General features: G+C 44.1%; 12 protein-coding genes. 10 read left to right on the top strand and 2 right to left on the bottom strand.

The genetic code is table 11. The features are described from left to right. The first annotated feature begins 3 nt into the window (after positions 1-3). The 7 genes from HUJ21_RS16505 (at position 4) to HUJ21_RS16475 (ending at position 8,935) form a co-directional block, all read left to right on the top strand. The gene (locus HUJ21_RS16505; protein WP_291371730.1) at positions 4-1,461 is read left to right on the top strand and encodes a DUF1501 domain-containing protein; all 1,458 of its coding nucleotides are present in this window, start codon (positions 4-6) and stop codon (positions 1,459-1,461) included. A gap of 151 nt (positions 1,462-1,612) precedes the next feature. Continuing rightward, on the top strand, positions 1,613-2,569 hold the full coding sequence (locus tag HUJ21_RS16500; protein WP_291371728.1) for an aldo/keto reductase: 957 nt from the start codon (positions 1,613-1,615) through the stop codon (positions 2,567-2,569). Between the two features lie 170 nt (positions 2,570-2,739). Further along, the gene (locus HUJ21_RS16495) at positions 2,740-3,699 is read left to right on the top strand and encodes an aldo/keto reductase (RefSeq protein WP_291371726.1); all 960 of its coding nucleotides are present in this window, start codon (positions 2,740-2,742) and stop codon (positions 3,697-3,699) included. Positions 3,700-3,973: 274 nt separating this feature from the next. After that, complete coding sequence (locus HUJ21_RS16490) at positions 3,974-4,399, top strand: response regulator (protein WP_291371724.1); 426 nt, start codon at positions 3,974-3,976, stop codon at positions 4,397-4,399. A 176-nt stretch (positions 4,400-4,575) separates the two neighbouring features. Then, positions 4,576-6,039 carry a sulfatase gene (locus HUJ21_RS16485; protein WP_291371722.1) on the top strand — a complete coding sequence of 488 codons (1,464 nt, stop codon included), beginning with the start codon at positions 4,576-4,578 and terminating at the stop codon, positions 6,037-6,039. A gap of 92 nt (positions 6,040-6,131) precedes the next feature. Further along, entirely contained in the window at positions 6,132-7,550 is a 1,419-nt protein-coding gene (locus HUJ21_RS16480; protein WP_291371720.1) for a Glu/Leu/Phe/Val dehydrogenase, read from the top strand. Positions 7,551-7,564: 14 nt separating this feature from the next. Beyond that, a complete protein-coding gene (locus HUJ21_RS16475; RefSeq protein WP_291371718.1) occupies positions 7,565-8,935 on the top strand; it encodes a D-arabinono-1,4-lactone oxidase in 1,371 nt (456 codons plus the stop codon). Between the two features lie 38 nt (positions 8,936-8,973). Here HUJ21_RS16475 and HUJ21_RS16470 read toward each other — a convergent pair whose 3' ends face one another. Together HUJ21_RS16470 and HUJ21_RS16465 are read right to left on the bottom strand one after the other, a co-directional pair. Then, positions 8,974-9,789 carry a DUF1080 domain-containing protein gene (locus HUJ21_RS16470; protein ID WP_291371716.1) on the bottom strand — a complete coding sequence of 272 codons (816 nt, stop codon included), beginning with the start codon at positions 9,787-9,789 and terminating at the stop codon, positions 8,974-8,976. A 68-nt stretch (positions 9,790-9,857) separates the two neighbouring features. Then, complete coding sequence (locus tag HUJ21_RS16465; RefSeq protein ID WP_291371714.1) at positions 9,858-10,943, bottom strand: hypothetical protein; 1,086 nt, start codon at positions 10,941-10,943, stop codon at positions 9,858-9,860. 196 nt (positions 10,944-11,139) lie between these two features. Here HUJ21_RS16465 and HUJ21_RS16460 point away from each other — a divergent pair, with 196 nt between their 5' ends. The 3 genes from HUJ21_RS16460 to HUJ21_RS16450 all read left to right on the top strand — a co-directional run. After that, positions 11,140-12,552 carry a Gfo/Idh/MocA family oxidoreductase gene (locus HUJ21_RS16460; RefSeq protein ID WP_291371712.1) on the top strand — a complete coding sequence of 471 codons (1,413 nt, stop codon included), beginning with the start codon at positions 11,140-11,142 and terminating at the stop codon, positions 12,550-12,552. 112 nt (positions 12,553-12,664) lie between these two features. Beyond that, positions 12,665-13,615: a glycosylase gene (locus HUJ21_RS16455; RefSeq protein ID WP_291371710.1), complete on the top strand. Its 951-nt coding sequence runs from the start codon at positions 12,665-12,667 to the stop codon at positions 13,613-13,615. A gap of 6 nt (positions 13,616-13,621) precedes the next feature. Further along, the coding region (locus HUJ21_RS16450) for a sulfatase-like hydrolase/transferase (RefSeq protein WP_291371708.1) at positions 13,622-14,484 on the top strand (863 nt) is incomplete at its 3' end.

Below are 14,484 nucleotides of genomic sequence, written 5' to 3'. Positions count from 1 at the left end.
GTCATGGAAAAGGAATTGTTGAATCATGGATTGCATATAAATAGAAGGCATTTTTTGTCTAAAATGAGCATTGGCCTGGGAAGTGCAGCTTTGGGATCTTTATTGATACCGGATTTATTTGGGTCTGGAAAGCCTGGAACTGATGAAGAAACTGCCTTAGGTGTACCGCATTTTGCCCCAAAGGCCAAAAGAGTAATCTATCTTTTTCAAAATGGTGCACCTTCCCAATTGGAATCCTTTGATTTTAAACCAAAGCTCAGGGATATGTGGGGAGAGGAACTTCCGGAATCCATACGTCAGGGTCAAAGACTTACTGGAATGACTGCAAGTCAAAGTTCATTTCCTATGGTGGGTTCGATCTATGATTTTCAACAATATGGACAAGCCAGGGCATGGATCAGTGAGCTTTTTCCGCATACCGCAAAAATCGTTGACGACATTTGCATCATCAAATCCATGCATACTGAATCCATCAACCATGATCCGGCGCTGACATTTTTCCAGACGGGCGCACAGCAGGGTAACCGCCCGAGCATGGGGTCCTGGCTGAGTTATGGCCTGGGAAGTGAAAACAGCAACCTTCCTGCATTTACCGTATTGCTTTCCAAAGGAAAGGGAAACGGGCAGGGAGTTTATTCCAAACTTTGGAGCAACGGATTTTTACCTGCCACCCATCAGGGGGTTCAATTCAGCAATGGGGAAGACCCTGTTCTCTTCCTGAACAATCCGGAAGGAATGCGAAAGGAAGAAAGAAGAAAAATGCTCGATCACCTTGCAGCACTCAATGAACATTCTTTTCAAAAAGTAGGTGATCCTGAAATTCAGACCAGGGTTGCACAATATGAAATGGCTTTCCGCATGCAAACAGCCGTTCCGGAGGCCACGGATTTGTCCAAAGAGCCCGATAGTATTTTTGAATTGTATGGAGAAGATAGCCGGAAACCCGGAACTTTTGCCGCCAATTGTCTTTTGGCAAGAAAACTCTCCGAAAGTGGCGTCCGTTTTGTTCAGTTATATCACCAGGGCTGGGATCAGCATGGAAACCTTCCTTCAGAAATGGCTGCGCAAGCCAAAGACGTGGACCAGGCTTCCGCAGCACTGATCAAGGACCTGAAGCAGCGAGGATTGTTGGAAGAAACTTTGGTGATTTGGGGCGGAGAATTTGGAAGGACCAATTATTCCCAGGGAAAACTCACTCAGGATAATTATGGAAGAGATCATCATCCCCGCTGCTTTAGCATTTGGATGGCAGGCGGTGGTGTTAAACCTGGGATGGTCTATGGGTCCACAGATGAATTGGGTTATAATATTACCTCAAATCCTGTACATGTCCATGATTTTCAAGCTACAGTTTTACACCAGCTGGGGCTTGATCATGAAAAGTTGATCTACAGACATTTGGGAAGGAAATTTCGCCTCACAGATGTTTCCGGAAAAGTGATAAAGGATATCCTGGTCTGAACCTTCATTGCTTTATTTTCCTTTTAGGGCATTAATTTTGCGGGATTTCCTGTACGGAATAACTGTAAAATTTGGGATTATTGAGAAAATGTCCCATTTTTAACATCCATGAGCCCTTTTAAATTTAATTTTTAGATAACCAACCACATACATGAAAAGACTAAAATTTGCCAATGGGGATACCATGCCTGCATTGGGTTTGGGAACCTGGAGATCCAAACCCAATGAAGTGTATGAAGCCGTATTGCATGCCATCAAAACAGGGTACCGGCACATCGATTGTGCCCACGTTTATAAAAATGAAAAGGAAATTGGGGATGCGTTGAACAGGGCAATATCCGAAGGATGGGTTAAGCGGGAGGAGCTTTGGATTACCTCTAAGCTCTGGAATGATTCCCATTTGAAAGCTGATGTGCTACCCGCTATGGAGACCACACTTAAAAACCTGCAACTGGATTACCTTGACTTGTATTTGGTGCATTGGCCGGTAGCCATCAAAAAGGGAGTGGATTTCCCCTCCGGCCCTGGAGATTTCCTTACTTACCAGGACGCGCCGCTTTCTGAAACCTGGATGGCCATGGAAACATTGTGGGATAAAAAACTTGCCAGACACATTGGGCTGTCCAATTTCAATACCCAAAAGCTGGACGAGATCCGGAAAGATGCCAGGGTTCAACCTGAGGTTAATCAGGTGGAACTCCATCCCTATCTTCCGCAAGAGAAATTGAAAGCCTATTGTGACAAAAATGCTATTTGGCTGACGGGGTATGGGCCTCTGGGAGCAGCATACAGGGTTGCCAATGACGAGGTTGATCATCCTATATTATTGGAAGATGAGGATTTAAAAATGGTAGCCCAAAAACATCAGGCTACTGTAGCCCAGGTGGTCCTGGCATGGGGCATGAAGCGGGGTACTTCCGTCGTTCCAAAATCCACTAATCCCCAGAGAATAACAGAAAATTTCGGTGCCTTGCAGATCAGTCTGGATGAGGCAGATATGGAAGTCATTCAAAACCTTAAAGGGCCATTTCGTTATACACCCGGGCCGGCATGGGTTGATAATGGAAGTCCTTACAGCTACAGCGATCTTTGGGAGGAAAATATTTAATGATTAAACAAAACAAAAATAAACAATAGAATAATAAAATCGAACATGTCGCAAGCGACACACGGAAGCATGCCCCGATAACCATCGGGGGGACATGGAAGATTTTCCCGGTCCCTTTAGCTATCGGGAAGGGACAGACTATTTGACAATTAAGAAACAATTATAAACAGATGAAATATATCACATTCGACAACGGAGATAAATTACCCATGTTAGGTTTAGGTACCTGGAAATCGGCCCCTGGAGAAGTTTTCCAGGCCGTGTTATGGGCATTAGAGGCAGGATATCGGCACATCGACTGTGCCGCGGTGTACAAAAATGAGAAGGAAGTCGGAGATGCCTTGAAAAAGGCATTCGCGGATGGCCTGGTCAAAAGAGAGGAAGTTTTTGTTACCTCAAAGTTGTGGAACAATGCCCATGAAAGGGACCAGGTTCAGGTAGGTTTTAGCCAGAGTCTGGCAGATTTGCAATTGGAATACCTGGACCTGTATTTGATCCATTGGCCTATAGCTTTGAAAAGCCATGTGATGTTTCCCGAGAAGGGGGAGGATTTTCTGGATTATACGAACGCACCACTATCAGAAACCTGGGCAGGTATGGAGGCCTTAAAAAGTGATGGCAAAGTAAGGCATATTGGCGTTTCAAATTTTAATCAGCAGAAAATTGAAGAAATTTTGGCCTCATGCCAGATTAAGCCAGAAATGAATCAGATCGAACTGCATCCATATTTGCCCCAGAAGAAATTGGTTGACTTTTGCTTTAGCCATCAAATCAATGTCACTGCTTATTCTCCACTTGGCTCAGCAGACAGACCCAGCGCTAGAAAGCAAGCCGATGATCCGGTCCTGATGGAGGAAAAGGTTCTTCATAAAATTGCAGCCAAACATGGTAAAACCGTTGCTCAGGTATTAATTGCCTGGTCTTTGCATCGGGACGTGGCCGTTATTCCAAAGTCGGTAAACCAGGATAGAATCAAACAAAATCTGGAATCGGCAGACCTTAAATTGGATGGATCCGATATGGAGGCCATTTCCAATCTGAAAACAAGTCACAGGTTTATTGACGGGACTTTTTTTACCGAGGTACCGGGAAGCCCCTATGAGCAATCAGATCTTTGGGAAAACGCCTGATATTTACAGGCATGGTAGGGCTTATCGCTTTATCATGCCTGTTTTATTCTTTCGGCGAACCCTGATACAAATTCAAGGTTAAAGATTATTGAAACCAGTATTTTGCTCCATTAAATTATATTGCTTATTAATATAAGTCTAGTTGTTTATTGTTAAATCAAAATAAATGCGCTTTATTTGCAATCCATATTCGAGTTAAAGATTCCAACTTGTCTGGGAAAGTTATTTGACTGATAATTAAGAAATCAACCTATACCTGGATCCCCAATCACCCATGAAATCGATGCACATCTTGTTGGTAGAGGATAATGAAGGAGATGTTTTTTTGACAACAGAAGCTCTAGAGGATAGTAAATTCATCAATGAAATAAGTGTTGCAAAAGATGGCCAGGAGGCATTGGATTTTGTTTTCAAAACAAAGGGGTTTGAGGACAAGACAACGCCGAATTTGATTTTGCTTGATGTTAATCTTCCCAAAAAGAGCGGACATGAGGTGCTGCAGGAGTTGAAATCGCATCAAATTTTTCGAAAAATTCCGGTGATCATGCTAACTACTTCTTCATCCAGAAGAGACATTGAACTTTCTTATGAGCATCATGCCAATTGTTTTATTACCAAACCTGTGGAAGTATCCGATTTTCTGGATGCCATTGCTTCAATAGAACAATTTTGGATGCGTATTGTTAGTCTCCCTAATTGAGCCTGTGAATTCCACAATTGGGACAAAAAGGATAATCCTTAAAATTTCAGGCATCTGTTTATTATCGGTTGATTTTTTGGAATTTATTGCTGCTTATTGGTCTGCATATTTGGTTTAGTTCTATTGGATTGCTAAATTTTAACCATTAAATTTTACCAGCTAACCCGTGCAATCCAATGGTGCCAAGATTATCCAACAGGAGTATTTTATTTTGTTTGCTCAACCTTTTATTCTTTGCTTGCAATGAAGGGTCAATTCAGGAACAGGATGAGGAGAATGCCTCCAAACCAAACATTGTCCTCATTTTTACCGATGACCAGGGATATGCTGACGTAGGCGTGTTTGGGGCCAGGGGTTATCAAACCCCTAACCTGGATAAAATGGCCGCTGAAGGTACTGTTTTTACCAATTTTCATGTGGCCAATGCGGTATGTTCTGCCTCAAGGGCTTCCCTGTTGACGGGTTGTTATTCCAATCGATTAGGTATTTATGGTGCTTTGTCCCATCAAAGCCAGCATGGACTGAACCCGGAGGAGGAAACCATTGCAGAGATATTGAAACCCCAGGGCTATGCCACCAGTATCATTGGGAAATGGCATTTGGGACATATGAATCCATTTTTACCCACAGAGCAAGGATTTGACGAGTTTTTCGGGCTTCCTTATTCGAATGATATGTGGCCTTACCATCCGGAAAGACCAGATTTTTATCCCCCTCTTCCTTTGTATGAAAACACAAAGGTTATTGATACTTTGATGGACCAAAGCCAGTTGACAACCTGGTATACAGAGAAGGCCGTAGATTTTATTCAGCGAAAAAAGGATGAACCTTTCTTTTTATACCTGGCCCACAACATGCCTCATGTACCGCTATTTGTTTCAGAAAAATTTAAGGGAAAGTCCGAAAATGGGATTTATGGAGATGTTATCATGGAAATTGATTGGTCTGTAGGGCAGGTGATGGAAGCTTTGCGAACCCATGGGCTGGAGGAAAATACCCTGGTGATTTTCACTTCTGATAACGGACCCTGGCTTTCCTATGGCAGCCATTCAGGTAGCACAGGGGAATTGAGAGAAGGAAAGGGGACTTCCTGGGAAGGGGGAGTCAGGGTACCCACTATCATGAAATGGCCGGGTATTATCCCTGAAGGAAAGGTACAGGATCAAGTGGCAATGACCATAGATATTTTGCCCACCATAGCGCATATTACAGGTGCATCACTACCTGAAAAGAAAATTGATGGTAAAAATATTTTACCCCTAATTAAGGTGGAAGAAAACGCGACCTCCCCCCAGGATGCCTACTACATTTATTACAACCAAAACGAATTGCAGGCGGTTATTATGGGAAAATGGAAACTGGTTTTTCCACACAGGTACCGTTCTCTTCCGGAAGACTTTGTTGCCCCGACAGATGGAGTCCCGGGTAAATATGAAATGATTGAACTGGAGGAGATGGCCTTGTTTGACCTGGAAAACGATGTCTCGGAGAAGATAAACCTGATCCATGAAAACCCCGATATTGTCAAAAAAATCGTGCAATTGGCAGACAAAGCCAGGGAAGACATGGGAGATGCATTGGAGGATAAGGAAGGGAAAAATCGCCGGTCCCCCGGCAGACTGGCTTCGCAAGACAGTTAATCTCTTAATAAATTCTTATATTGGGGATTTAGGCACAGGAATTGAGCCTTTTCAGCTTGTCGATTTTAAAAATTTTAAACCAAAATAATTTTATGGGAGAACAGCATGAATACAGTCTTTTTGATGATGTTTGTAAGGTAGTAGACCATGCGGCCAGTCATATGGATATCCATCCGGGACTTTTGGACCAAATCAAGCAATGCAATAGTATTTACAAGTTTAACTTCCCTTTAAGGAATGGTGATGGAAGCTATCAGGTTATTGAAGGCTACCGGGTGCAGCATTCTACGCATAAATTGCCCGTGAAGGGAGGAATTCGATACAGCAGCTTTGTAAATGAAGACGAGGTTAAAGGACTTGCGGCTTTGATGACCTATAAATGTGCCCTGGTCAATATTCCTTATGGAGGCGCCAAAGGAGGAGTTACCATTGATCCCACCAAATACAATGTTGATCAATTGGAAAAAATTACCCGAAGGTATACTTCAGAGTTGATCAAAAAGAAATTCATCGGTCCTGCCATTGATGTTCCAGCCCCGGACTATGGTACAGGTAGCCGGGAAATGGCCTGGATTGTGGATACATTTGAAGCCTTTAATCCAGAAGTTATCAATGCAAAGGGGTGTGTAACAGGAAAGCCCCTGTCCCAGCATGGTATAGACGGAAGAACGGAAGCTACCGGTATGGGTGTGTTCATCGGTATTCGTGAAGCTGTCAGTGTGAAAGAAGACATGGATGCTTTGGGTTTGACCGTGGGACTTAGAGGTAAAAAAATCATCGTTCAGGGGCTAGGTAACGTGGGTTATTATTCTGCCAAATTTTTGGAGGAAGCAGGCGCCAAAATTATTGGAATCGCGGAATACAATGGAGGAATCTGGAATGAAGACGGGATCGATGTAGACGCGATTAAAGCTTATCAAATTGCAAACAAAGGATTTAAGGGGTATGGAGAAGGCACCTTTATAGAAGACAGTAATTCTTTACTTACCTATCCCTGTGACATATTGATACCTGCAGCCCTGGAGAACCAGATTACACTGGAAAATGCGGATCAAGTTCAAGCTAAAATTATTGGAGAAGCTGCAAATGGTCCTGTCACTCAGGACGCGAATAAAATTCTATTGGAGAAAGGGGTCATGGTTATTCCCGACATGTACCTGAATGCAGGGGGTGTGACGGTTTCCTATTTTGAATGGCTGAAGAATCTTTCCAGAGTTTCTTTCGGGAAACTGGAGAAGCGCTATGACATGAAAAAGTATGAAGCCCTTTTAGAAAGTATAGAAAAAGCGACGGGCGATTCTTTTAGTGATGAACAAAAGGATTTGATCGTTAGAGGTGCAAGTGAAAGAGATTTGGTGAACTCGGGTTTGGAAGAAACCATGGTTACAGCCTATCATCACATGAATGCTGTGAAAAAAGAAAAGGGTATTAAAGATCTTAGAACCGCCGGATTTATTGTAGCCCTGGAAAGGATAGCCATTTCTTACATGGACCTCGGGATTTTTCCTTAAGAGAATACCCTGCCATGAAAAAAAGACAGTTTCTAAAAAATTCCTCATTTCTTGTTGGGGCCAATTGGGTACTTCCTATGATATCTTGCGATTCGCCATATAAAAAACAACAGGGTCCGGTGAGGACCAATTGGGCAGGGAATGTTACCTACAGTACCCAAACATTGGAGGAACCAGAACAGGAACTTGAAGTACTTTCAGCCGTTAAGCAGCAGGATAAGGTTAAAGTTTTAGGGACCAGGCATTCCTTTAATGGCATTGCAGACAGTCAGCTGAGACAGGTTTCTCTTGCAAAGTTGGATCCAAACATTCAGTTTTCTGCAGATGGGAGAACGGTCTCAGTTAACGGGGCCGTACAATATGGGGTTCTGGCCAAAATACTTCAGGAGCAAGGATTTGCCCTGCACAACCTGGCATCATTGCCGCATATTTCAGTTGCCGGTGCCTGTGCCACAGGAACCCATGGGTCGGGTGATCAAAATGGAAATTTGTCTACTGCGGTGACAGCCATGGAAATGATTAAAGCCAATGGAGAAATCCGGCTTTTTAGCGAGGATTCCAATCCAGAGGAAATGAAAGCATCGGTGGTTCACCTTGGTGCTCTGGGTGTAGTGACAAGGATGCGTTTGCGTATTCAGCCAACCTTTACTGTCAGGCAATTTGTTTATGAAAATCTTTCCCTGCAACAACTTAATGCCCAGTTTGATACGGTTTTTTCTTCCGGCTACAGTGTGAGTTTATTTACCGACTGGCAGGGGGAAAAAGTAAATCAATTGTGGATCAAGAAGAAGGGGCAGGGTATAGGACAGAAAGATGCCATGCCCGAAAGCTTTCTTGGAGCCTCTTTGGCCCAAGACCACCTGCACCCGATTAAAGAAATTTCTCCTGTCAATTGCACAGCGCAAATGGGGCTTGCGGGTGCCTGGCACGAGCGGCTTCCCCATTTTAAAATGGACTTTACCCCCAGTAGTGGGGAGGAGCTTCAGTCGGAGTATTTTGTCCCCAGAAGTCAGTCTATTGCAGCCATAAATGCGATTTATTCCATGGGGAATGAGATTTATCCTTTTCTGCTGATTTCAGAAATCCGTTCTATAAAAAAGGATGAACTGTGGTTGAGTCCTGCTTATGGCAGGGATAGTATAGCCATTCATTTTACCTGGAAGCCGGACTGGGAAAATGTCCGCAAATTGTTGCCGAAAATTGAAGCACAATTAAAACCATTTCAGGTAAGGCCTCATTGGGGAAAGCTATTTACCTTTGATCAGAATTACCTGAAGGAGCAATATGAGCGGATGGATGATTTTGTAGGCCTGATGAAGGAAATGGATCCTTCAGGAAAATTTGTCAATGAATTCCTTCAAAAAAATCTATTGTCAAAAACATAAAAAGAGCCGCCTCGATCAAATTTAAGGCCGCTCTATTTTTATTTTTCAACTTTTAATAGTTCCAATACCTCCTCCAGTTTGGCAGGATCATTCCGGTAAGGAGAAAGGTCAAAAATTTCCACTCTTTTGAAGTCAATTGGGTGACTTTCACTTTGGAGTGAAATAAAACCTTCGGAAATCAATTGACCGTCTTTTTTTACTTCAGGGTTATGGTTACTGACATTTCCTCCACCGATTTGCGGTTGGTAATAGGTAAGTACCGTGTCCTTTTCCAGAATATGGTGAATAACCGAATCTCCCAAAACAAGAAAATCAGCCACTACCCATTGCTCACCATGGTAAGTCTTGGATGATGAGTTGACACAATGTGGAGTGAAGAGTTCGTTATCCATTACCACATTTGTACCAGGCGTGCAGAGGTTACTGGTCGTTCTTGGGTTTTCACCATCTCCCCCAAGTAACTGCCCCTCTATAGAAATGGGGAAATCCTGATCTTTGGTCATTGTTTCCGGATCCTGCCCATGTAACATGACGCCGGAGTTTCGCAACGCCCATCCTTCACCTTCCGGTGCCTGTTCTCCCACAAAGCGGTATTCTACCCTGTAGAGGTAATGAGAAAAAGACTCATCATAAAAAATATGGCCATACTGCCGGTCAAAGGCTTCATATCCATCGTACCTTACCTTAAGTAAGCCATCTTCCACCCGGAAAGTATTGGCATAGTTTTCATCCAGTTCATGTTTGGAAATTTTTATTCGCCAGTTTTCCATGTCCTTCCCATTGAAAAGGCTTCTCCAGCCATTCTTGATGTCTATTTCCTGTTCCTGCTTTACGGTGCCAGGCGAGCAAGCCATCAAAAGGCTACTTATTAGGATACAAATTATTGATTGAAAATGATTCCTTTTATCCATAATGCTATTGGTTATTGTAGATGTAATTTAAGGATTTTAATCTGGTTTTTTAATGGACCAGTATAGATGGGGTTAACGATGGCGTAAAATGGGCGGTCGGGTCCTTCAAAATTTAGCATAAACAGCAATTCAGCCGGTAAAGCTACCGGAGAAGCCCAGCCCGTTTTATTGTTGTAAATCTTTAGTCTCTGCCCTGGAGGTTTGGCTAATTGCTGATTGGGTATATTTTCCAGGCCCTCAAAGTAAGTCACGGCAAAGCCATTATCCAATGCATATAACCCGGTAATCTCCCCCTCCGCCAAAACGGTACCATCATTTCCCAGTGGTAATTTTTGCCCTTTTATTTGGATAAATTGATCCGGATCCAAAGGTATGGATGCCTGCCAATCTCCATCATTTCTCAGGTTATAACGGTGGATGAGGGGTTCTTTATTAAAAGCAAAATACAACTGATCCCCCAAAGCACTGATCAACGCGAGGGGAGGCTCGAAATAAAGGTCTTTTTGGTATTGGCTTTCGGGGGATAACTTTAGAAATGGACTGCTTTTACCGGTATTCAGATCCAATTTTTCCAGCAGATAATTGTCACGGTAATACCCCAAAGTATAGGGGCTTTTATTGCCCCTGCCAGGATAAAAAAGCAGGAGATTGTTGTTCCATTTTTCTATAGTGCTCACGTTTCTCTTCAAATCCATGGCACCATTGGGAAAGGGCATAAACATTTTTTCCTTTAGCCGGAGTTCCCTATCCAAAAGTCCAATTTCGCCTTTAATGGACTGGGCTAAAACCTCCCCACTGTCTAATATTTTAATTGAATTGACATAAAACAATCCATTTTCTCCTTCCGCTGGTAAGGAATTTCTGGTCAATTCTCTACCGGTACTGTCAAACTTAAGGTATTCTCCAGACCTGTAATTGTAGATGATTCCCTGATTTTCCCGAAAATCTCCCGCATGGATTTCTCCTTCAAAATCAATGGAAAGGGTGTCTTGCACGAGCAGTTGGAATCCCAGGTCATTGTCTTTGACTCCAGGTTCGCAGGCAACAGCTAAAACCACGTAAATCAGTACTGGAAAAAATCTATAGGAACAAAACATTCCGAAATTTAAGCGCAATTTATAGCCAATTCAAACTTTTTATAAAAAGTAATGGATAATTTTTTGCTATAAATCTCCTTATTTCTTCTAAATTCATGACTGAAAGATTACTTCGGATATTCCTGCATTGGGAAAAATGAAAACAACTTTAATCAATATCAAACAATAGCTTTCGAAATAACCATATAAATAAAAGATGAATAACAAGCGTAGAAAATTCTTAAAAACCAGTGCATTAGGGGCTGCAGGTGTTTCCCTGATTCCCTCTTTTGTCATGGGCAAACCATTGGGGCATGTGGCACCTAGTGATAAAGTTAATCTTGCCTGTTGTGGCATAGGTCACAGGGGTGGTAGTATCACCAAATCCCTGCATGAAACTGGTCTGGCCAATATTGTTGCCCTATGTGATGTGGATATGGGAGCACCACATACAGAGGAGGTCATGAAAATGTTTCCTGATGTACCAAGATTTAAGGATTTCAGGGAAATGTTTGACAAGATGGGGAAGGATATCGAAGCAGTAAGCGTCGGTACACCTGATTTTTCTCACTTTCCCATTACCATGCTGGCCATGTCACTCGGGAAGCATGTTTATGTAGAAAAGCCCATGGCCCGAACTTTTCAAGAGGTGCAATTGATGATGGATGGGGCAAAAAAATACAAGGTGGCCACCCAAATGGGAAATCAGGGACATTCGGAAGCCAATTATTTTCAATTTAAAGCCTGGAAAGATGCAGGAATAATCAAGGATGTCACCAAAATGACGGCCCATATGAATGGTCGCAGAAGATGGCATGGCTGGGATACCAATATCATTTCTTTTCCGGATAAGCAGCCCATACCAGATACCATGGATTGGGATACCTGGCACACCACGGCACATGAGCATGCCTACAATGAGGATCTGGTGAATGGGCAATGGAGGTGTTGGTACGACTTTGGAATGGGTGCTCTGGGTGATTGGGGAGCGCATATTATGGATACTGCCCATGAATTTCTCGATTTGGGGCTTCCCGAAGAAATCATCCCTACCAGATTAGATGGTCACAATACCTTTTTCTTTCCGATGGAAACTACCCTTGATTTTAAATTCCCGCAACGGAAAGACATGCCAGCCATGACCATAACCTGGTATGACGGACAAAACAACATTCCTCCGGTACCGGAAGGGTACGGAGTATCCGAGTTGGATCCCAATATTCCACCGCCGAGCGATGGACAGTTACAGCCGGCCAAGCTCAACCCTGGCAAAATCATTTATGGTAAAGATCTGACCTTTAAGGGTGGTTCACACGGAAGTACCTTATCCATTATCCCAGAAGAAAAGGCCAGGGACATGGCCTCTCAACTTCCAGAGGTTCCGGAAAGTCCGTCCAACCACTTTGCCAATTTCCTGAAAGCCTGTAAAGGCGAGGAAAAGTGCAGGTCTTCCTTTGATATTGCCGGACCCTTGAGCCAGGTATTCACCCTTGGAGTTCTTTCACAGCGACTAAAGGCACATTTGAAGTTTGACAGGGAGACCAAACAAATAACCAACCATGCCCTTGCCAATGAACTTTTAGCTGGCGTTCCTCCAAGAAAAGGATGGGAGGAGTATTACAAGCTTTAAAGTTTCGGTGATGGGCTGTTTTCGGCGATTGATTCTGGTAACATTTGCCTGTCTCATCCTGATTTCTTGCCGCTCCGCTGGCCCCCTTCCTAATGAAGTTTCGTTGAAACGCATGCAGGAGGTATACGAACAGGTGAAAACTCCCTATAAATACGGAGTTGTGTTTCAGCACAGGGATACCACCAAAATGGTGGACAGTCCCACTATTTTTCGGTACGAAGGTGATTGGTACATGACCTATATCGTCTTTGATGGAAGGGGGTATGAAACCTGGCTGGCGAAAAGCAACAACCTGCTGAATTGGGAAGAGCAAGGCAGGCTGCTTTCATTTACCCCCGGTACCTGGGATGCGAATCAAAAAGCAGGTTACCTGGCGCTGGTGGACACCAAATGGGGCGCTGGAAATGAGGTTGCTACTCATGAAGGCAAATACTGGATGTCCTACCTGGGCGGAGCAACTGAAGGTTACGAAGCAGGCACCCTGGGTGTCGGAATGGCAAAATCGGATCACCTTGTCCTGGGGGAAGAGTGGGAGCGAATCGATACCCCTGTTTTGTTGCCCGGCGATTCGGCTGCCCGATGGTTTGAAACGGATAAAATCTACAAGTCCCATATCATTGGCGATGAAGATCGGCTAACAGGTTACCCCTTTGTCATGTATTACAATGCCAAAGGTGACACCGCTACCTATGAAAGTATCGGCATGGCGGGGTCAGAGGATATGGTAAATTGGACAAGGATAGGGGATGAACCGGTCATCACCCGCGGAGAGGGTATTTGCGGAGATGCACAGGTGGTGAAGCTCGGAGACTTGTACGTCATGTTTTACTTTGGGGCTTTCTGGAAACCCGGGGCCTTTGAGCGGTTTGCCTGCTCTTACGATCTGGTTCACTGGACGGATTGGGAAGGGGAGGACCTGGTGGCCCCTTCAGCGCCATACGATAAACTATATGCCCATAAACCATGGGTAATTCGATGGGAGGGAGTTACCTATCATTTTTACAATGCAGTGGGAGACAGGGGTAGGGTGATTGCGCTGTCCACCTCCCTGCCTTTAAATTAAAAACGTATGAAAAATTGGTTTAGAGTAAGTCTATTCATTTACCTGATTCTTTTCCTGGGAACGGATTTGTTGGGCCAGGAATTCGATCCGCGAACGGATCCCCCTAACATTGTGATCATTTTTGCCGATGATATGGGTTACGGGGATATTAAGGCCTTGAATCCACTATCCAAAATTGAAACGCCTGCCCTGGATCAACTGGTTGCTGAGGGCATTTCCTTTTCCAATGCTCATGCCAGTGCCTCGGTGTGTACACCTTCAAGATTTGGTTTACTTACGGGAGAATATGCCTTCCGGACACCTGAAGCGGCACGGGGCATCAGTGGATTTGCTCCTCTGGTAATAAAGGAAAACCGCCATACAATGGCCAAATTCCTAAAAAAGGCGGGTTATCGCACCGGCATTGTAGGGAAGTGGCATCTGGGGCTGGATTGGGTCACGAAGGATGGCAAGCCCGCTGGATTGGATGCTGAAAGCGGCCATTCCAATGTGGATTACAGCCAGCCGGTTGTTGCGGGACCGAATGATTTTGGCTTTGATTATTCCTACATCCACCCGGCATCCCTGGACATTCCCCCCTATGTTTTTCTGGAAAATCACCGGATACTGGATCCGGAAGTGATCTTGACTACGGAAGTGTATCCCATTCGAAAGGAAAACACGGAATTTTCCTGGGACAAGAAACACAGCAACGATCAGGCCGTGTACTGGGAAAAAGGCGTGTGGTGGCGTCAGGGGGAGATGGCGCCCTCGTTTCGGGCGGAAGATTACCTGGATGAAATTACCGCTAAGGGTTTGGCCTTTATCGACCGACAATCGGCCGTCCAACCGTTTTTTTTGTCTTTGCCGCTGCCCGGGCCACATACCCC

The sequence above is a fragment of the Cyclobacterium sp. genome (assembly GCF_014762705.1).
Taxonomy (GTDB): Bacteria; Bacteroidota; Bacteroidia; order Cytophagales; family Cyclobacteriaceae; genus Cyclobacterium.
The sequence above is the reverse complement of the archived record's forward strand: the minus strand, read 5'-3'. Positions and strand labels throughout refer to the sequence as shown.